The 18,850-nt window shown below is 72.0% G+C and carries 16 protein-coding genes; 12 read left to right on the top strand and 4 right to left on the bottom strand.

The window, feature by feature from the left end; genetic code table 11:
- The 10 genes from CCN56_RS05645 to CCN56_RS05600 all read left to right on the top strand — a co-directional run bounded on the left by CCN56_RS05645 (position 1) and on the right by CCN56_RS05600 (position 8,849).
- Complete coding sequence (locus CCN56_RS05645) at positions 1 to 609, top strand: riboflavin synthase (RefSeq protein ID WP_086824182.1); 609 nt, start codon at positions 1 to 3, stop codon at positions 607 to 609.
- Positions 606 to 1,241 (top strand): nicotinamide mononucleotide transporter family protein, encoded by a 636-nt coding sequence (locus tag CCN56_RS05640; protein WP_086824180.1) that lies wholly within the window; start codon positions 606 to 608, stop codon positions 1,239 to 1,241. Before CCN56_RS05645 ends, CCN56_RS05640 begins: the two co-directional genes overlap by 4 nt.
- Positions 1,238 to 2,515, top strand: coding sequence for a bifunctional 3,4-dihydroxy-2-butanone-4-phosphate synthase/GTP cyclohydrolase II (locus CCN56_RS05635; RefSeq protein ID WP_086824178.1), 1,278 nt, complete (start codon positions 1,238 to 1,240; stop codon positions 2,513 to 2,515). The genes CCN56_RS05640 and CCN56_RS05635 overlap by 4 nt, the downstream gene beginning before the upstream one ends.
- Positions 2,516 to 2,546: 31 nt before the next feature.
- Complete coding sequence (ribH, locus tag CCN56_RS05630; RefSeq protein WP_024760819.1) at positions 2,547 to 3,032, top strand: 6,7-dimethyl-8-ribityllumazine synthase; 486 nt, start codon at positions 2,547 to 2,549, stop codon at positions 3,030 to 3,032.
- A gap of 35 nt (positions 3,033 to 3,067) precedes the next feature.
- Positions 3,068 to 3,349 carry a phosphoribosyl-ATP diphosphatase gene (locus CCN56_RS05625; protein ID WP_086824176.1) on the top strand — a complete coding sequence of 94 codons (282 nt, stop codon included), beginning with the start codon at positions 3,068 to 3,070 and terminating at the stop codon, positions 3,347 to 3,349.
- A gap of 59 nt (positions 3,350 to 3,408) precedes the next feature.
- Entirely contained in the window at positions 3,409 to 4,257 is an 849-nt protein-coding gene (hisG, locus tag CCN56_RS05620) for an ATP phosphoribosyltransferase (RefSeq protein ID WP_030691289.1), read from the top strand.
- A gap of 104 nt (positions 4,258 to 4,361) precedes the next feature.
- A complete protein-coding gene (locus CCN56_RS05615) occupies positions 4,362 to 4,814 on the top strand; it encodes a PH domain-containing protein (protein WP_086824174.1) in 453 nt (150 codons plus the stop codon).
- 241 nt (positions 4,815 to 5,055) lie between these two features.
- Complete coding sequence (locus CCN56_RS05610; protein WP_086824172.1) at positions 5,056 to 6,534, top strand: hemolysin family protein; 1,479 nt, start codon at positions 5,056 to 5,058, stop codon at positions 6,532 to 6,534.
- Positions 6,531 to 7,595, top strand: coding sequence for a hemolysin family protein (locus tag CCN56_RS05605; protein ID WP_086824170.1), 1,065 nt, complete (start codon positions 6,531 to 6,533; stop codon positions 7,593 to 7,595). The genes CCN56_RS05610 and CCN56_RS05605 overlap by 4 nt, the downstream gene beginning before the upstream one ends.
- A gap of 120 nt (positions 7,596 to 7,715) precedes the next feature.
- Complete coding sequence (locus CCN56_RS05600; protein ID WP_086824168.1) at positions 7,716 to 8,849, top strand: CapA family protein; 1,134 nt, start codon at positions 7,716 to 7,718, stop codon at positions 8,847 to 8,849.
- Here the strand turns inward: CCN56_RS05600 and CCN56_RS05595 are convergent.
- On the bottom strand, positions 8,846 to 10,762 hold the full coding sequence (locus CCN56_RS05595) for an AAA family ATPase (protein WP_086824166.1): 1,917 nt from the start codon (positions 10,760 to 10,762) through the stop codon (positions 8,846 to 8,848). The two genes, CCN56_RS05600 and CCN56_RS05595, sit on opposite strands and share 4 nt — an antisense overlap.
- A gap of 330 nt (positions 10,763 to 11,092) precedes the next feature.
- Entirely contained in the window at positions 11,093 to 11,722 is a 630-nt protein-coding gene (locus tag CCN56_RS05590) for a uridine kinase (RefSeq protein ID WP_086824164.1), read from the bottom strand.
- 193 nt (positions 11,723 to 11,915) lie between these two features.
- Here CCN56_RS05590 and CCN56_RS05585 point away from each other — a divergent pair, with 193 nt between their 5' ends.
- Both CCN56_RS05585 and CCN56_RS05580 read left to right on the top strand, forming a co-directional pair.
- The gene (locus CCN56_RS05585; protein WP_086824162.1) at positions 11,916 to 13,283 is read left to right on the top strand and encodes a peptidase C39 family protein; all 1,368 of its coding nucleotides are present in this window, start codon (positions 11,916 to 11,918) and stop codon (positions 13,281 to 13,283) included.
- Between the two features lie 152 nt (positions 13,284 to 13,435).
- Positions 13,436 to 14,161 (top strand): ROK family protein, encoded by a 726-nt coding sequence (locus CCN56_RS05580; RefSeq protein ID WP_256961781.1) that lies wholly within the window; start codon positions 13,436 to 13,438, stop codon positions 14,159 to 14,161.
- 96 nt (positions 14,162 to 14,257) lie between these two features.
- Here the strand turns inward: CCN56_RS05580 and CCN56_RS05575 are convergent, their stop codons facing one another.
- Positions 14,258 to 18,016 (bottom strand): S8 family serine peptidase, encoded by a 3,759-nt coding sequence (locus tag CCN56_RS05575; RefSeq protein WP_086824158.1) that lies wholly within the window; start codon positions 18,014 to 18,016, stop codon positions 14,258 to 14,260.
- A 143-nt stretch (positions 18,017 to 18,159) separates the two neighbouring features.
- On the bottom strand, positions 18,160 to 18,850 hold a 691-nt coding region (locus CCN56_RS42980), incomplete at its 5' end, for a hypothetical protein (RefSeq protein ID WP_256961779.1).

The following is an 18,850-nucleotide window of genomic DNA, read 5'->3' as shown; positions in this document are numbered from 1 at the left end:
GTGTTCACCGGAATCGTCGAAGAACTGGGCGAGGTCGTCGCCGTCGAGCAGCTGGAGGACGCCTCCCGCTTCCGGCTGCGCGGCCCCCTGGTCACGGAAGGCGCCCAGCACGGCGACTCCATCGCCGTCAACGGTGTCTGTCTCACGGTCGTCGAGTTCGGCGACGGCGAGTTCACCGCCGACGTCATGGCCGAGACCCTCAAGCGGTCCAGCCTCGGCGCCCTCGAAGTCGGCTCCCGCGTCAACCTGGAGCGGCCCATGGCCGTCGGCGGCCGCCTCGGCGGCCACATCGTCCAGGGCCACGTCGACGGCACCGGCACCATCCTGGAGCGCACCCCGTCCGAGCACTGGGAACTCGTCAAGGTCGGCCTGCCCGCCCACCTCTCCCGGTACGTCGTCGAGAAGGGCTCGATCACGGTCGACGGCGTCAGCCTCACCGTCGTCGAGGTCGCCGACGACTGGTTCACCATCAGCCTCATTCCGACCACCCTCGACCTGACCACGCTCGGCATCAAGCAGTCCGGCGACCCGGTCAACCTCGAAGTGGACGTCATCGCCAAGTACGTCGAGCGGCTGCTCGGCGCCGACGCCAAGGAGAACGAGAAGTGAACTGGCTCAACTCCGAGGCGTTCACGGCCTTCGACCAGCACATCATCTGGTCGGACATGATCGGCAACGTCTTCGGCCTCGTCGCCCTCGCCCTCGGCTGGCGCCGCTCCGTCTGGACCTGGCCCGTGCAGTTCCTCGCCGGCCTCATCCTCTTCGGCGCCTTCTTCGGCCACCTCGCCGGCAGCGCCGGCAAGCAGGTCGTCGTCATGCTCGTGGCGCTCTACGGCTGGTGGCAGTGGCAGCGCCGCAAGGGACAGGAGGCGGACGGCCAGATCGCCGTGCGCTTCGCCACCTGGGCCGAGCGTGCCGTCATGGTCGCCGCGGCTGCCGTCGGCACCGTCGCCGTGGCCCTGCTCTTCGAAGCCTTCCCGAACCTGTCCTGGGACCCGTGGCCCGACGCGTACATCTTCGTGGGCACCATCGTGGCCATGTACGCCCAGGCCAAGGGCATGGTCGAGTTCTGGTTCGCCTGGCTGCTCGTCGACCTGGTCGGCGTCCCGCTGAACTTCGCCAACGGCTACGCCTTCTCCGGCTTCGTCTACGTCATCTACGGCGCGCTCGTCCTGTGGGGCATGCGCGACTGGTGGCTGCGGTCCCGCAGCACCACCGTCCTGGAAGGGGCCCACGCATGAACACGCATTCCCTCTGGGACGCCACCGACCTCGCCCTCGACCCCGTCGAGCAGGCCATCCGCGACATCGCCGCCGGCCGCCCCGTCGTCGTCGTCGACGACGAGGACCGCGAGAACGAGGGCGACCTCGTCATCGCCGCCGAGAAGGCCACCCCCGAGATCGTCGCCTTCATGATGAGCGAGTGCCGCGGCCTGATCTGCGCCCCCATGGAGGACGAGGAGCTGCAGCGCCTCGAACTCCCGCAGATGGTCGAGCACAACACCGAGTCGATGCGCACGGCCTTCACCGTCTCCGTGGACGCGTCCCCCGCCCACGGCGTCACCACCGGCATCTCCGCCGCCGACCGCGCCACCACCCTGCGGATGCTCGCCTCCGGCAGCCACGAGCCCTCCGACTTCGTCCGTCCCGGCCACATCTTCCCGCTGCGCGCCAAGCCCGGCGGCGTCCTCGTCCGCAACGGACACACCGAGGCCGCCGTCGACCTCGCCCGCCTCGCGGGCCTCCGCCCGGCCGGAGCGATCGTCGAGATCGCCGGCGAGGACGGCGTGATGCTGCGCCTGCCCGAACTGGTCCCCTTCGCCCGCAAGCACGGCCTGACGATCATCTCCATCGAGGACCTGATCGCCTACCGGCGCTCCGCCGAGCCGACCGTCCGCCGCGAGGCCGAGGTCCAGCTCCCCACCGCGCACGGCGAGTTCACCGCGTACGGCTACCGCTCCACCGTCGACGGCGTCGAGCACGTCGCCCTCGTCCACGGTGAGATCGGCGACGGCGAGGACGTCCTCGTCCGGGTCCACTCCGAGTGCCTGACCGGCGACATCTTCCAGTCGCAGCGCTGCGACTGCGGCCCCCAGCTGCAGGCCTCCATGGACCGGATCACCAAGGCCGGGCGCGGCGTCGTCGTCTACCTGCGCGGGCACGAGGGCCGCGGCATCGGCCTGCTGTCCAAGCTGCGCGCGTACGAGCTCCAGGAGCAGGGCCGCGACACCCTCGACGCCAACCTGGAGCTCGGACTGCCCGCCGACGCCCGCGACTACGCGGCCGGCGCGCAGATCCTCGGCGACCTCGGCGTCCGCAGCCTGCGCCTGATGACCAACAACCCCGACAAGATCGACGCCCTCACCCGGCACGGCCTGAGGGTCGAGGGCCGGGAGCCCATGCCGGTCCAGGCCGGCGAGCACAACCTCCGCTACCTGCGCACCAAGCGGGACCGGATGGGGCACGACCTGCCCTGGCTGGACGGCTCCCCGGCCTCCACCTGCAACAACCAGTAATCCCGTACGCACGAAATCGGCTAGGAGAGACATGAGCGGCAAGGGCGCACCCGTCCTCAGCGTGAAGAACTGCGGCGACCTCCGGGTCGCGGTCATCGCGGCGCAGTGGCACGAGAAGATCATGGACGGACTCGTCGACGGCGCCCTGCGCGCCCTCAGCGAGCTCGGCATCGACGAGCCGACGCTCCTGCGCGTCCCCGGCAGCTTCGAGCTCCCGGTCGTGGCGAAGGTCCTCGCCGGGCGCGGCTACGATGCCATCGTGGCGCTCGGCGTCGTCATCCGCGGTGGAACGCCGCACTTCGAGTACGTGTGCCAGGGCGTCACCCACGGCCTCACCCAGGTCTCGATCGACACCGGCGTACCCGTCGGATTCGGCGTCCTCACCGTCGACAACGAGGAGCAGGCGCTCGACCGGGCCGGTCTCGAAGGATCCTCCGAGGACAAGGGCCACGAAGCGGTCACCGCCGCCGTCGCCACCGCCACCACGCTGCGCACGGTCAGCGAACCCTGGCGCTGAGTGGTGCCTCCCCACCCCGTACTCTTAGGACCATCATGGCGAACGGAACCCGTAAAAGCTTCGAAGAGCTCTTCTCCGAGCTCAAGCTCAAGGCAGAGACCGGCGACCCGGCCACCTCCCGCACGGCGGAGCTGGTGGGCAAGGGCGTCCATGCCATCGGCAAGAAGGTCGTCGAGGAGGCCGCCGAGGTCTGGATGGCCGCGGAGTACGAGGGCAAGGAAGCGGCCGCCGAGGAGATCTCGCAGCTGCTGTACCACGTCCAGGTGATGATGGTCGCCCGCGGGATCTCGCTCGACGACGTCTACGCCCACCTCTGAGCACGATCCGAAAAAGCCCACACCCTCCCCAAGACTCCCAGGCAAAGGAAGCTCACCCCATGCTGCGCATCGCCGTCCCCAACAAGGGTTCCCTCTCCGGACCTGCGTCGGCCATGCTCCATGAGGCCGGCTACCGCCAGCGCAAAGAGTCCAAGGAGCTCGTGGTCATCGACCCCGACAACGAGGTCGAGTTCTTCTACCTGCGGCCGAAGGACATCGCGATCTACGTCGCCTCCGGGAAGCTGGACATCGGCATCACCGGCCGTGACCTGCTCCTGGACTCCGGAGCCAGCGCCGAGGAGATCCTCCCGCTGAACTTCGGCCGCTCCACCTTCCGCTACGCCACCCGCCCGGGTACCGCGAACGGACCCGAGGACTTCGGCGGCATGACGATCGCCACCTCCTACGAGGGCATCGTCGCCAAGCACCTCGCCGACCAGGGCATCGACGCCTCCGTCGTCCACCTCGACGGCGCCGTCGAGACCGCGATCCAGCTGGGCGTCGCCCAGGTCATCGCGGACGTCGTGGAGACCGGCACCAGCCTGCGCAACGCGGGCCTGGAGGTCATCGGCGAGCCGATCCTGACCTCCGAGGCCGTCGTCATCCGCCGCCACGGCGCCTCCGACGACCACCCGCAGGTGCAGCAGTTCATGCGCCGCCTCCAGGGCGTCCTGGTCGCCCGCTCGTACGTGATGATGGACTACGACTGCCGGGCCGAGCACCTGGAGCAGGCCGTCGCCCTCACCCCGGGCCTGGAGTCGCCGACCGTCTCCCCGCTGCACAACGAGGGCTGGGTCGCCGTCCGCGCGATGGTCCCCGCCAAGGAGGCGCAGCGGATCATGGACGACCTGTACGAGATCGGCGCCCGCGCCATCCTCACCACCGCCATCCACGCCTGCCGCCTCTGACGGCTGCCGGCCCGCACGTCCCACCGGGCACCGTTCCGGCAGGCACCGTCCTGCCGGGCGCTGTCTCACCAGGCACTGTCTCACCAGGCACTGAGGAACCACCGATGTCGCAGTCCACGACGCCCGCCCTCCCGGTCACCTTCCGTCCCGGGCGCACCCGGGCCGTCCTGCTGACCATGAGCGCCGCGATGTTCGTGGTCATCACCGGCGTCGCGATGATGCTGGAGCGCCTCGGACCGGGAGAGCGCGCCAGCTTCGTCTTCACCGCCGCGCTGCTGTCCGGGGTCCTGGTCCTGCTGAGCCGCCCCAAGGTCGTCGCCGACGACGAGGGCGTCACGGTCGTCAACATCACCAGGACCCGGCGGCTCGCCTGGGCGGAGATCCTCCGGGTCAACCTCCGCCCCGGCGACCCGTGGGTCTTCCTCGACCTGAGCGACGGCACCAGCCTGCCCGTGCTCGGCATCCAGCCCGGCATCGCCAAGGAATCGGCGATCCGCGACGCCCGCGCCCTGCGGGCCCTGGCCGAGAGCCACGGGACGGTCGCGGAGACCGGCTGAGACCCCCGGCCGTATCGGGGAAACCCCGGTTCGTCCCCCATCCGGGGGCCGACCCCCTGCCACTGGGGGCGGTCACATGACTACTCTGGAGACGGTGGTGCCCAGCGGCACCACCGTCTCGCGTGTGCAGGGCCGCAGCCGCGGCCCGCGAGACCACCCTTCGACCCGAGGAGTGACTCCCTCCAGCAATGGACGGATCGTCCGGTAGTACCTGCGCCGCCCCCTCCCCGGAGGCGGCGGCATGATCGTCTCCCTTCTGCTGCTCGTCGCGGCCTTCCTCCTGATCCTCGCCAACGGCTTCTTCGTGGCCGCCGAGTTCGGTCTCGTGACCGTCGAGCGCGCCGAGGCCGAGCGGGCGGCGGCCGCCGGCGACCGGCGCGCCCGCACCGTCGTCACCGCGCTGCGCGAACTGTCCTTCCAGCTCTCCGGCACCCAGCTCGGCATCACGATCACCTCGCTGGTCGTCGGCATGCTCGCCGAGCCCGCGCTCGCCGGACTCCTGCACGGGCCGCTCACCGCGACCGGACTGCCCGAAGGGGCCGTATCCGGGGTCTCGGTGGTGATCGGCATGCTGCTCGCCTCCGCCGTCCAGATGGTGGTCGGCGAGCTCGTGCCGAAGAACTGGGCGGTCTCCCGGCCGCTCCAGGTCGCCCGCTTCGTCGCCACCCCGCAGCGCCGCTTCTCGGCGCTGTTCCGGCCGGTGATCTCCCTGCTCAACCGGGTCGCCAACAGCCTCGTACGGCTCCTGGGCGTCGAGCCCACCGAGGAGCTGGACTCGGTCCGCACCCCCGGCGAGCTCGTCTCGCTCGCCCGGCACTCGGCCCAGGCCGGCGCGCTCGAACAGGACACCGCCGACCTCTTCGTACGGACCCTGTCCCTCGGCGGCCTCACCGCCGAGCAGGTCATGACCCCGCGCGTGAAGGTGAGCGCCCTCCAGTGGGACGCCACCGCGGCCGACGTCCTCAACCTCACCCGGGCCACCGGCCTCTCGCGCTTCCCGGTCTACCGCGACCGCATCGACGAGATCGTCGGCATGGTCCACCTCAAGGACGCGCTCGCCGTCGCCCCGCACGCCCGCCTGCGCACCCCCGTCGGACGGATCGCGGTCCCGCCGCTCCTCGTCCCCGAGACGCTGCCCGCCCAGACGCTCCTGGAGCGGCTGCGGCGGGAGCAGCCGATCGCGGTGGTCGTCGACGAGTACGGGGGCACGGCCGGCGTCGTCACCCTGGAGGACATCGTCGAGGAGCTCGTCGGCGAGGTCCGCGACGAGCACGACACCGCCGCCGACGGACGGCCCGAGCTTGCCGCGGCGCCCGCCGAGGACGGCCGTCCCGCCTGGGAGGCCGACGGCTCCTGCCGGGTCCACACCCTGCGCCGGATAGGCCTCGACGTGCCCGACGGGCCGTACGAGACCGTCGCCGGACTCGTCGCCGACCTCCTCGGGCGCATCCCGGCCCCCGGGGACCGGGCCGAACTCCCCGGCTGGCGGCTCTCGGTGCGCCAGGTCGACCGCTACCGCGCCGAGCGGGTGCGGATCGTCCGTACGACCCCGGACCCGGCCGACGTGCCGGACCCGGACGGCACGTCGGTCTCCGGCCCGGGCGGTACGTCGGTCCCCGGCCCGGACGGCACTTCGGTCTCCGGCCCGGGCGGTGCGTCGGTCCCTGGCCCGGACGCGGCAGGCGCGCCCGTGCCCGTCCCCGCGGAGGCGGTCCGATGAGCACCCTGCAACTCCTCTTCGCCGTCCTCCTGGTCCTCGCCAACGGCTTCTTCGTCGGGGCCGAGTTCGCCCTCGTCTCCGTCCGGCGCAGCCAGATCGAGCCGCTCGGGGGCGCCAGGGCCAAGCAGGTCCTGCACGGCCTGGAGAACCTGCCGCAGATGATGGCCGCCGCCCAGTTCGGCATCACCGTCTGCTCCCTGACGCTCGGCGCCGTCGCCGAGCCGACCGTCGCCCAGCTCCTCGAACCGGTCTTCCACGCGATCGGGGTCCCGGAGGGGCTGATCCACCCGCTCGGCTACGTCATCGCCCTCGCCGCGGTCGTCTTCCTCCACCTCGTCATCGGCGAGATGGTCCCGAAGAACCTGGCGATGGCCGACCCCGAGCGCACCGCCCTCTGGCTCGCCCCCGGCCTCGTCGGCTTCGCCCGGCTCTGCCGGCCGGTCACGGCCGCGCTCGGGGCCTGCGCCCACTTCGTCCTGCGGGCGTTCAAGGTCGAGCCGAAGGACGAGGTGGAGGCGGTCTTCACCAGCGCCCAGCTCGGCCGGCTCGTCGAGGACGCGGGGCAGGCGGGACTGCTCGACCCGGTCGAGCAGGAGCGCCTGGAGGACGCCCTCGAACTGGGCAGCCGCCCGGTGACGGACGTCCTGATCGCCCCCGCCTCCCTCGTCACGGTCCCGCCGTCGGTCACCCCGCGCGAGATCGAGGAGCTGACCGTACGGACCGGGTACTCCCGCTTCCCGGTCCGCGCCGAGGGCCGGGCGACCTTCATGGGCTTCGTGCACGTGAAGGACGTCCTGGACCTGGAGGAGCGGGAGCGGGCGGTCCCGCAGCGGCTGTGGCGCCCGATGGCGACGCTCCGCGCCGAACTGCCGCTCGACGACGCCCTCACCGTGATGCGCCGCGCCGCCACGCATCTGGCGCAGGTCGCGGACGGCTCGGGCCGGGTCCTCGGCCTGGTCGCCCTGGAGGACGTCCTGGAGATGCTGGTGGGCGAGGTCCGCGACCCGGCGCACCGCGTGCAGTCGCCGTCCGGACCCGGTCCGTCCACGGTACGGGTCTAGGGTCTGTCCGGCGGACCGGCCCCGGTCCGCCGGACAGACCCCGGGGGCAAGCCCGTGACGTCCGCCCTCGGGCAGGACGTCACGGGCCCGCACCGTGCAGGAAGGCCCTAGCCTGGGAGCATGGGCGGCGGCGGTCTGACCGGACTGTTCCTCTGCGGAGACGTGATGCTCGGCCGGGGAATCGACCAGATCCTTCCCCATCCGCTGGATCCCGCCCTGCCCGAGCGGTACGTGCGGGACGCCCGCGACTACGTGTCCCTCGCCGAGGCGCGCTTCGGGCCCGTGCCCCGGCCGGTCGACCCCGCCTACCCCTGGGGCGAGGCGCTCCGACTGATCGACGACGCCGGGCCGGACGTCCGCGTGGTCAACCTGGAGACCTCCGTCACCCACCACGACGTGCCGGTGCCCGGCAAGGCCGTCCACTACCGCATGTCGCCGGCCGATCTGCCCGCGCTCACCGCCGTCCGCCCCGACGTGGTCGTCCTGGCCAACAACCACGTCCTCGACTACGGGCGGCGCGGCCTCGACGACACCCTCGACGCCCTCGCCGCCGCCGGGCTGCGCACCGCGGGCGCGGGGCGGGACGCCGAGGAGGCCGCCCGGCCCGCGGTGGTGCCGCTGCCGGGCGGACGCCGGCTGCTCGTCCACGCGCTCGGCCTGGCGTCCAGCGGGGTGCCCCCCGACTGGGCCGCCACCGGTCGCGGGGGAGGGGTGCACTACGCCGAAGGGCCGTACGACGCGGCCGCGACCCGTCTCGCCGACCGGCTGCGCGCGGACCGGCGCCCCGGGGACCTGGTCGTCGTCTCGGTGCACTGGGGCTCCAACTGGGGCTACGCCCCCGAGCGTGCCCAGGTCGCCCTCGGGCACGCGCTCGTCGACGCGGGCGCCGACATCGTCCACGGGCACTCCTCGCACCACCCCCGGCCCCTGGAGGCGTACCGGGGCAGGCTCGTCCTGCACGGGTGCGGCGACCTCGTCAACGACTACGAGGGGATCACCGGACAGGAGCAGTACCGCGACGACCTGCGGCTGCTGTACTTCGTCACCGTCCAGGACGAGGACGGCACCCTGGCGGAGGTCCGGCTCGTACCGCTGCGCAGCCGACGGCTGCGGCTCGAACGGACCCCGCGGCAGGACGCGCGATGGCTCCACGACGTGCTCGGCCGCATCAGCCGGCCCTTCGGCATGCGGATCGACTCCGCGCCCGGGGGAGAGGGCCTGACGGCCCGGCCCCTGTCTCAGCGCAGACCCTAGTAACCCGGCGGCTCCTGCTGCGGGCCGCGGTCGACCGGGCCGCGGCCCGACAGGACCTCGCCGTACGCCTGCATGAGGTCGGCGAGCCGGAGGGTCGCGAGGTCCTCCCGGGTCGGGCTCCCCGGGTATCCGGAGAGCCGCAGGTCCCGGTAGGCACAGGACTTCTCGTACAGGGTGCGCAGGAAGCGGCCGTTGCCGAGCTCGTCGATCCAGCCCTGGTCGACGACGTGTCCGCTGATGGAGCGGAGCTCGTCGAGCGCCTCCTCGTCCCAGCAGTCCCCGTTGGCCGCCGCGAGGACCTCTCCGATGGCGGTGAGCTCCAGCGGCCGGTACGAGGGGAAGTCGACCCGGGTGGTGAACCGGGAGGACAGGCCCGGGTTGGTGCTGAGCAGCCGGTCCATGCCCTCGGGGTAGCCGGCCAGGATGACCACGAGGTGGTCCCGGTTGTCCTCGGCGCGCTTGAGGAGCACCTGGAGGGCCTCGTCGCCGTACGCGTCGCCCTTGCTGTAGCCGGTGTTGGAGAGCGCGTACGCCTCGTCCACGAACAGCACGCCGCCGACCGCCGAGTCGATCAGCTCATTGGCCTTGACCGCTGTCTGGCCCAGGAACTCGCCGACCATGTCGGCCCGTTGGGCCTCCACGAGGTGGTCGCCGCCGAGCAGCCCGAGGGCGTAGAAGACCCGTCCCAGGATCCGGGCGACCGTGGTCTTCCCGGTGCCCGAGGGCCCGGAGAAGACGAAATGGCGCTTCGGCGGCTGGACGGGAAGACCCTGTCCGGCCCGGAGCCGGGCCATCTCCAGCTGCGCCGAAAGCGCCTTGACCTGCCGTTTGACCGGTTCGAGCCCGACCATGCCCTCCAGTTCGGCGAGCGCCTCCGCGAGGAGCACCGGATCGGTGGGTCCGGCCGGGAAGCGCGGCGGCATCGGCTGGCCGGGCAGCGGGGCCTTCTGCCGTACGGTCTCCGGCGGCGTGACGGGGGCGGTCGGCGGCGCCGGTTCGGGAGCCAGCCGCAGCCCGTCGCCGAGCCCGCCGGGGTCGGGTTCGGCGCCCGGCACGGTGTCGACCGCGTCCTGGCCGAGCCCCCCGCCGAGGGGGCCCGTCGCGACCGTCGCGAGGCCGGGGTCGTCCACCCCGTCGTAGCCCTCGAACCCGTCGTACTCGGCGATCGCCGCGAGCCGGGCGGCGGTGTCCATGAACGCCGGGTCGATCCGGTGCACCGCCCGGTAGAGCGGCAGTGCGGCGGCGCTGCGCCCGGTGCCCTCGTGGGCCCGCGCGAGCCAGTAGCGCAGCTCCTTGCGCTGCGGCTGCTCGCTGCGGCACCGCATCAGCGAGGCCGAGAGGAGCGGCTCGGCCTGGCTGTACATCTCCAGGCGCACCCGGGCCATGCCGCCGAAGAGCCCGGCCTCGATGCCGAGGAGCGGGTCGTCGACGAGGGTCTCGGTGTGCCGGACGAGCTGGTCCCAGTCCTTGACGAGATAGGCGCGGCAGGCGTGCAGGAAGCGCACCTGCGGGTCGGTGTCGACCGGGGGGAGGCCGGCGAGGGCGCGGTCGAGCTCCGGCACGTGGCGGCCGTCGAGCCAGTGGGAGGCGTGCGCGAGCAGCAGGTCGCGCGGGCTCTCCAGGACCGGTTGCACCCACCAGCCCAGCCAGTACCAGGAGTTCAGGGTGCGCCGGTACCGGGTCCGCTGCTCGCCGAAGCGCTCGCGGTTGCGGTACATGCGCAGCAGCGCGGTCGTGGTGTCGACCCGGAGCGCGTGCAGCCCGAGCCAGGCGTCCGCCATCCCGGGATCGATCCGTACCGCCGTCCGGAACTCGTCCTCCGCCTGCGGATACGCGCCCATCGTGTAGGCGTCGACTCCGCGCAGCCAGGCGAGCTCGGCCGGGGCCTGCGAGCCCTGCGTGCCGATGTCCATCGGGTCCCCCACAACCGTCATCGCATGGACGGGATTTGACCGCACCTGGGGGCATCGTACCTGCGCAGGGGGTGCGCGCTTAAGGAGAAGCGCATGATCCGGAAGCAGTGACCCTGGGTGAGCATCAGGGGTGGACGAGGGACTGGAGAAGGCTCGGAGGAGGCTCCTTGAGGGCTTCCGAGGGCAGAACGAAGCCCCCGATCACGGGGGAACAACCGGGGGCTTCGTGTCCGCGGCGGCTCCGAAAAGCCGCACATTCAGAACGTAAGACCTGTACGGCCCCGGGGTCAAGCGAAGTTGAGGGACTTGCGGAAGCGGACTTCCACCCCCTCAGATCACGGACATGAAGCCGTCACCGTGCGTGATGATCTGGTCCGTGCCCGCTGTCACGGCCGGCCCGGGAAGCCAGTCGTATCCCTCCTCGCACTCCCGTACCAGGGTGTCGGCGAAGGGCCGGGAGGGGTCCTCGGCGAAATGGCGAGTCTCCGCCACGGTCCAGCCGTCCCAGAAGGAGGCCTGCTCCGGCCCGTCCCGCCGGCGCCCCCGCACCCAGGACTCCTCGGGCCCGCGCTCCATCCACAACAGCCACGCCAGGAACGGCCGCACCATCCGCCGGCCGGCGCCGACGCCCTCGACGAGGACCACCGGGGCGGGGGGCAGCGCCCGCGCCTCCCCGAAGCGCCGCAGCCGCCAGTCGTACGGGCGGTAGGACGCGGTCTCGCCGCGCGAGAGCGGCTCCAGGACCTGCTCGCGCAGCCGCCCGGTCCACGCGAAGAGCTCCTCGTGCGTGGCGAGGTCGTCGAGGCGCAGGACGGGGGCGTCGCCGAGGGCGGCGGAGAGGCGGACCGCGAGGGTGGACTTGCCGGAGCCCGCGTGGCCGTCGACCGCGACCAGCCGGACCGGTCCGCAGGAGGGCGGCAGCCGGAGCAGCGCGTGCGCGGCGCGGTCGAGGTCGTTCATGGCCCCAGGGTAGGGGAGCGGGGGACCGCCGCAGGTCAGGGAGGTACCGCCGTCAGTGGTGGAGACCAATATTGGTACGGCGACGCGAGGCGAAGTGCTGGCGGAGGCCCCGCGGGAGCCGGGATAGTGGGCCCGCGCAGCCCCGCCACCACAGCTCCGTACGCCCACCGTTCTCGACTGGGGGTCACCGCCCATGACCGATTCCACCCCGCGCAGAACCGTCCTCGCCGCGGCACTCGCGGCCGCCGCGGGAACGGCCGCCGCCGGCCCCGCGACGGCTTCGGCCCCGGAGGGGGCCGACTCCGCCGAGCGGGGCCGCGCCCCCGCCGCCGGACTCGTCGACAACCACTTCTGGTCCTCCTACACGGACTGGAGATGCGGCACGACGACCGGTACGCAGGCGGTCCCCGGCCTCCGCCCCGGCCTGGTCCTCGCCACCCCCGCCGGGCGCGTCGACTACACCGACCCGCACACCGGCCGCACCTCCGCCTGGGAGTACGCGAGCTGGACCTCGCCCGTCCACACCCCGGCCGTGCCCGCCACCGAGGTCATCGCCTCCTGGAACGCCGAGACACCGCCCGGCACCTGGCTCCAGGTCGAACTCTCCGGCACGTACTCCGACGCCACCGCCACCCCCTGGTACGTGCTCGGCCGCTGGGCCTCCGGCGACGACGACATCCGCCGCACCTCGGTCGACGACCAGACCGACGGCAGGAGCACGGTCTGGACCGACACCTTCTCGATCGACGACGCGGCGAGCGGCCTGCGGCTGAGCGCGTACCGCCTCCGCATCACCCTCTACCGCACCCCGGGCAGCGACCTCACCCCGACGGTGTGGCGGCTCGGCGCCATGGCCTCGGACATCCCCGACCGCTTCACCGTCCCGGCCTCCGAGCCCGGCCCCGCCCACGAGCTGGCCGTCCCGCGCTACTCCCAGAACATCCACGTCGGCCAGTACCCCGAGTACGACAACGGCGGCGAGGCCTGGTGCAGCCCGACCTCCTCCCAGATGATCGTCGAGTACTGGGGGCGCCGCCCCACGGCCGAACAGCTGGCCTGGGTGAACCCGGCCTTCGCCGACCCGCAGGTCTGCCACGCGGCCCGCTTCACCTACGACCACCAGTACCAGGGCTGCGGCAACTGGCCCTTCAACGCCGCCTACGCGGCCTCCTATCCCGACATGAACGCCGTGGTCACCCGGCTCCGCTCGCTCACGGAGCTCGAATCCCTGGTCCGGGCCGGCATCCCGGCCATAACGTCCCAGTCCTTCCGCAAGGAGGAGCTCACCGGAGCCGGGTACGGCACCTCGGGCCACCTGATGACCGTCATCGGCTTCACGGCGGACGGCGACGTCATCGCCAACGACCCCGCCTCCCCCAGCAACGAGGCCGTCCGCCGGGTCTACCGGCGGCGCGAATGGGAGAACATCTGGTTGAGGACAAAACGGTACGACGCGAACGGCAAGGTCAGAGGCGGTACGGGGGGTGTCTGCTACGTCTTCTGGCCGGTCAAGTCAGCACCAAGTCAGCACCGCGCGCTGCAGGCGCTCGGCCTGGTGTGAGCATGTGCGGTCCGACGGCCGTCTCGACGACCTGACGGCAGCGCTCCTGGCCGTCCTGCGTGAGGTGGCCGTACCGGTCCACCGTGACCTTGATCGAACGATGTCCTAGCCGGCGGGACGTCTCGTGAACGGCTCCGTTGGTCAGGGCTACGGTGGTCCATTTGAGCGAGCGGGGCAACGAGGAGCTGAGATGCGTTCAGGACGCCTGCGCTCGTCGCGGCCGACAGACGCGCGGCAGGCGCCCTGGTCGTCACCGGCACGGTCAAGGACGACTCCGCCCGGGCCGTGGCTGCCCTGCGGCACCTCGGCGACTACACCGTGACCAGGGCCTCGGCATCCCGGCCATCGTCCACGCCCACGGCCGCGTCCGCCATTCCACCCCGGTCCCCGAATGGAGCGGCTTCCACCCCGCGGGCGTGGTCGGCGCCTGGTTCAGCTGCCCCGCCTACGCGGAGAACGACACCGGCCTCGCTGCTCTGGCCGAGCACTGGCTCGGCGCCGCCCAGGGCGCCGGCGACTTCATCCAGCCCATCGCCGGACGCCGCTCGGGTGCCGGCATGATGCTCGGCTCGCTTTCCCATCTCGACTGGGACAGCGCCGTAGTGGACGCCATCCATAACGCCGCCGCCCCCGCACGGATCTTCGCCGACGCCCAGGTCGGCAACGCCGAGGCGGCGGCCGCAGTCGACCGATTCGCCCGGGTCGTCGCCCAGGACCTCGCTGCCGTGGTCCTTATCGTCAACCCGACCTTCCGTCATGGGTGGCTCTCCCGGGCGGGCGAGGCAGTCACGACACTCATCCGCTCCCACCTCGGCCACCACGACGGGGCTGCCCGCGACGTGGAGGCGCTCGGACGACGAGGCGCCCAGCCATGGTGACGTCAACGCTGAGCTCGTGGTGAACCACGAGGAACGCCAAGGCTGGAGGCCGTCGGGGCATCACCCGGCGGCCTCCAGCTGCAGAGGGTCGGCCGTCTACCTCAACGCGTAGGCGCGGTAGACGGTCTGGGTCACCGCATTGCCGCGGTCGTCGGCCAGGGCCATCCGAAGGGCGACGTGGGAGTCCTTGGCCGAGACCGGGTTCTTGACGGTCACCTTCCAGCCGTCACCCACCCGTTCCGTCGGCTGCGCGCTCCAGGTGGCGCCGTTGTCGTACGAGACCTCGACCGAGGCGGAGCCGATGGCACCACCGCCGGTGGAGCCGGCCTGGTGGCTGCCGGTGAGCGTGAGGGTCTGCAGGCCCCATCGGGCGTTTCCGGCCATGTCGGTGTCGAGCCGGATGGTGGGCGTGATCAGTGGAAGGAGGGTGGTGCTGTCGGTCTGTGCCATGCCGAACGTCCACTCGCTGTGGACCCGGGGGCTGAGATCGTAGCGGGCGGGGTCGCGGACGGCGTCCTGGACGAGCCGGTAGTCGGCGGCGCCGGGGCGAAGGCCGCGTGCGTACAGTTGCTGGCCGTCGACCGCGGCGACCTTAGTGCCCTCCTGCCAGAGGATGGTGGTCACGTGGGCGGTGCCGAAGGGGAGGAAGCCGGAGTGGCCGTCCGCATCGCCCCAGGGGGCGATGTTGGAGACGAAGTCGTTTCCGGTGCGGCGGGGGGTGTTGTTCGTCTGGTCCTGGATGGCCGGGCGGATCACCGGGCGGAAGAACTCGTCGGTGCCGGAGGTCCCTCCCTCGTGGACGCGGAGGTGGCCGCGTTGCTCACCGATCTGGTTTCCGGCGGCGTCCCAGCGGTAGACGAGCTGGGCCCAGGCGAGTTCCGGGTCGGCACTCACGTAGTCGGTACGGGTGGAGCCGGGGGTGGTGTCCCATTGGGTGAAGGGGGAGTCGCTGGTGCGCCAGGGCGGCAGAACGGCGCGTCCTTCGGATGTGTGCTCGGTGGTGCCGTAGAAGCGGACGGTTCGCTCGGTGGTGTTCGCGGTGGTCGCACGGTAAATGAGGTCGTCGGGGATCTGGCCTAGGTGCGGGTCGGCCAGGTCGTAGAGGTAGGTCGGGTGCTTCCGACCGGTCGCCGTCATGCGCACCGAGCGCGTGGGCTGCGACTGGAGGCGCTGGACGAGGGCTTCGCCCTCGGTCTGCCGCAGACCGGCGACCGCGATGGGTGCGGCGGCGCCGTCGACGCCGTAGTCGGTCCAGAGGCGTCCCCGGCTCTGGGCGACGACCACCAGCATGAGCGCACCGGCCTGGTGTGCCGCTCGCACCTGCTCCGCGGGCGGAACGGTGGAGGAGGCTCGGACCACGGCGACGGCCCCGACCGCGTCGATCCCCGCGTACTCGTCGGCCCGGCCCTCGCCGGCGAAGACCAGGGGGGCGTCGGTCAGGAACCGGCCCTCGGGCAACGGTGTGTTCCGCTCCACCATGACGTCGTCGAGCGGGTGGCCCGCCACTTCGAGGCGGAGCATGGGCTCTGCCGCGCGGGCACGGGTGAGGTAGCCGAAGGAGCCGGTGGCGACCCGCTCCGTGGGGGTCACCCACATGCTGTCGTTGGCGACGGGCACGGCGTACCTGCTGTTCAGTGCCGACACACCACCCCGGCGGTTGTACTCCAGCACCCGGAGCAGCGGCTCGCTCCTGCGCTCGGTCACCGTGTCGGCGCGTACGGTCTTGCGCCCGTCCAGGACGATGTCGGTGTCCTCGGTGAGCTGTACCTCGGGGTCGATCAGGAGGGCGGTGCCCTGCGAGTCGGGGGCGTCGCCGACCGTCGTGAAGGAGGCGGAGAGGGAGAGGGTGCCGGGCGCCAGGCGCAGGCGAAGCCGCCCGTTGCCGTCGGTCACGTAGAGAGTCGTCGTGGCGCTGGTGAACTGTTGCGCCGCCACCTTGGCGCCGGGGACCGGCTGCCCCCGGCGGTCCAGGACGGTCAGGTTCATTGCGTAACGCTCGGCCTCGACCGTGAGGGCTGCCGCGGTGTGGGCGACCACGGTACCGGTCGCCTCGGCGGCCCGCACCTGGCCGCCGACGCTGACGGACACGCCGCCAGTGGTGATCTTGGTGGGATCGGCGGTGAGGGTGACCGGGGAGGTGCCGTGGGCGGGGACCGTCACCGTGTCCTGGGAGAGGGTGAAAGCCGGGTTCCAGGTGCCGAAGTCCGGCGTCAGGGTGAGGGTGATGGCCTGGTCGCCGTGGTTGGTGTAGGTGATGGTCCGGCTCATCGGCTTCTCAGCGTCGTGGGGCCAGGCGAGGAAACCGAAGTCGAGGGAGCCCGTGGCGGTGACCGTGGTGCTGGTGGCCTCGTTCGTGTCGAGCCGTCCGGCCCCGTAGTGGTACGCGGAGGCACCGGCCAGCATCTTCGAACTGGACATGAGGGCGCTCTTGATGGTGCTGCCGGTCCAGTCCGGGTGTCGCTGGGCGAGCATCGCCGCGGCTCCCGCGACGTGCGGGGTCGCCATGGAGGTGCCGGAGAGGCTCTGGTACGGGCCGCTGCCTCCGGCGATGTACGCCGAGCGGGCGGCCAGGATGTTCACCCCTGGCGCGGAGAGGTCGGGCTTCAGGGCGTTGCTGCCCGTGAGGGGTCCCTTGCTGGAGAAGGAGGCCAGCCTGTCCCGGCTGTCCACCGCGGCGACGGTCAGCGCGTCGGAGGCCGCCCCGGGGCCACCGATGGAACCCGCGGTCGAGGCGTTGCCCGCCGCGACGACGAAGAGGGCGCCGGTCTCGCGGCTGAGGGTGTCGACGGCCTCGGACAGGGGATCGGTGCCGTCACTGGGCTCGCTGGAGCCCAGACTCATGCTGATGATGGGGGCCTTGACGTCCTTGGCGGCCCATTCCATGCCGGCGATGATCCAGGACATGTCGCCGCTGCCGGCGTCGCCGAGGACCTTGCCGATCGCGAGTCTGGCGCCCGGGGCCACACCCTTCTCCTTGCGGTCGGGAGACGCGGCGCCGGTACCCGCGACGGTGGAAGCGACGTGAGTGCCGTGACCGTTGTGGTCCTGGATGCTCTCGCCGGGCACGAAGCTCCGGCTCCGGTCGACCTGGCCGGCAAGGTCGGGATGGGTGTCGTCGTAGCCGGTGTCGAGAACGGCGACGGTGACGCCGGTGCCGTCCGCTCCGCCGGCCCAGGCCGCCGGTGCGCCGATCTGCGCCGTTGAGTCGGCCAGCTCCGCCGTGACCTTGCCGTCCAGCCAGACCTTGGCGATGCCCCCGGCGAAGGCGGGCGACTCCGCGTCGCTCGTGCGGGACCCGGCTCCGGTGGTGAGTTCACGCCAGAACCCGGTCGCCCGAGAGCGGTCTGTCCGGATGGCCGTGCCGTGGATGCTCGGCAGCTGGCGGACCGTTTCCGCGGACCTGGGCACGGCGGTGGAGCGGGAGCGTACCGCGGCATCGCCGTAACCGACGATCAGGGGGATCGCTTCGGCGTCGTCATGACCGTCGGCTATGAGATCGGTGATGTCGAACAGGCGCTTGTCCAAGGCGCCGTTGGCCACGTAGGGGTAGGCCTCGTCGGGGATGACGTAGGTGTCGCCGTTCATGGTGAGGGTCGCATATCCGCCGACGGCGCCTTCGGGCCTGCGTACCTCGGTGGTGCTGGTGGCGTCGGGTCCCTCCGTGACGGTGACGGTGTCACCGGTGATGAGTGTGACCTCGTGGGTCGTCGGCCGGCCGGAAGGGGCCGGTCCTGGTTGTCCGGCCGGGGGCGGGGTGTCCGCCAGGACCGGAGCCGCCGGAAGCGCGACGGCCAGGGCCAGCGCGAGGCCGGCCGTGGACGACGCGATCGTCCGGCGGACAGGGGGCAGGTACATGAAGGTTCGCTTCCTTGCTCTGGGCTGGGCGTGCGTGCCGGGCCGGAAGTCGGGCGGCGGCGCGGGCGCACGAGGGGTCGTCCTGACGGTCTTCGGCCGTCAGCCGTCGGGCGGCGCACGGCCGCCCGGCAGTGTGGGAGCCGTCAGCGCGGGGCGCTGCCCAGGGCCTCGAACGCGGCCCTGGTGGTGTACGAGCCGGTGGGCAGGTACTCGCGCATGACGGTGCCCTCGTCACCGGGCACCTCGGTGTTTTGGACAGCCTGGTGGAAGGTGGCCGTCGGCAGCATGTTCCGCAGGATGAGCATGGTGTCGTCGGCGTGTCCTGCGCCGTCGCCGCGCGGCGAGAGACTGAGCCAGTTGACGCCGTTGCGCGTGGTGGCGTTGGCCGGCCGGTCCTCGGGAAGGCTCAGGACGAGCGTGTAGTTCCCGTCGGCGTCGGTGACAATCTGCTCGTCGTGGAGGCAGGCGACGGCTCTGGTCGTCGCGTAGCTCTCGTTGGAGCAGATCGACCAGTACCGCAGCTGCGCGTCGGACCGCATGGACGGATCGCGCCGTAGCGTGGCCGGAGTGGCGGGCAGCTTGCCGTGTAGGACGAGGACATTGCCGAAGGCGCGGTTCACGTATGCGGCGACGTACTCGTTGTCCTTGTTGGAATACTGGCCGCCGGTCTTGGCCGGTGTTCCCGCGCATTTGTCCTGGTAGACGCACGCGAGGCCGAAGGCCGGGTTGTAGAACGTGCGCCACCGCGGTGTCTCCTCGGCGGGGAAGCCGACGGGCCGGCCGGGCTGGTCACGCAGTGCCAGGTACGTCTGTCGGGGCAGATAGGTGACGGGC

This window comes from Streptomyces sp. NRRL B-24572 (genome assembly GCF_002156145.1).
Lineage (GTDB): Bacteria > Actinomycetota > Actinomycetes > Streptomycetales > Streptomycetaceae > Streptomyces > Streptomyces vietnamensis.
This window is presented reverse-complemented; position numbering and strand designations above follow the sequence as displayed.

Excerpts from the sequence above, each read along its gene's own strand:
- CCN56_RS05590 (WP_086824164.1), bottom strand. The coding sequence starts at position 11,722 with ATGAACGACCTCGACCGCGCCGCGCACGCGCTGCTCCGGCTGCCGCCC.
- CCN56_RS05595 (WP_086824166.1), bottom strand. The coding sequence starts at position 10,762 with ATGGACATCGGCACGCAGGGCTCGCAGGCCCCGGCCGAGCTCGCCTGG.
- ribH (WP_024760819.1), top strand. The coding sequence starts at position 2,547 with ATGAGCGGCAAGGGCGCACCCGTCCTCAGCGTGAAGAACTGCGGCGAC.
- CCN56_RS05600 (WP_086824168.1), top strand. The coding sequence starts at position 7,716 with ATGGGCGGCGGCGGTCTGACCGGACTGTTCCTCTGCGGAGACGTGATG.
- CCN56_RS05615 (WP_086824174.1), top strand. The coding sequence starts at position 4,362 with ATGTCGCAGTCCACGACGCCCGCCCTCCCGGTCACCTTCCGTCCCGGG.
- CCN56_RS05610 (WP_086824172.1), top strand. The coding sequence starts at position 5,056 with ATGATCGTCTCCCTTCTGCTGCTCGTCGCGGCCTTCCTCCTGATCCTC.
- CCN56_RS05635 (WP_086824178.1), top strand. The coding sequence starts at position 1,238 with ATGAACACGCATTCCCTCTGGGACGCCACCGACCTCGCCCTCGACCCC.
- CCN56_RS05605 (WP_086824170.1), top strand. The coding sequence starts at position 6,531 with ATGAGCACCCTGCAACTCCTCTTCGCCGTCCTCCTGGTCCTCGCCAAC.
- CCN56_RS05625 (WP_086824176.1), top strand. The coding sequence starts at position 3,068 with ATGGCGAACGGAACCCGTAAAAGCTTCGAAGAGCTCTTCTCCGAGCTC.
- hisG (WP_030691289.1), top strand. The coding sequence starts at position 3,409 with ATGCTGCGCATCGCCGTCCCCAACAAGGGTTCCCTCTCCGGACCTGCG.
- CCN56_RS05575 (WP_086824158.1), bottom strand. The coding sequence starts at position 18,016 with ATGTACCTGCCCCCTGTCCGCCGGACGATCGCGTCGTCCACGGCCGGC.
- CCN56_RS05585 (WP_086824162.1), top strand. The coding sequence starts at position 11,916 with ATGACCGATTCCACCCCGCGCAGAACCGTCCTCGCCGCGGCACTCGCG.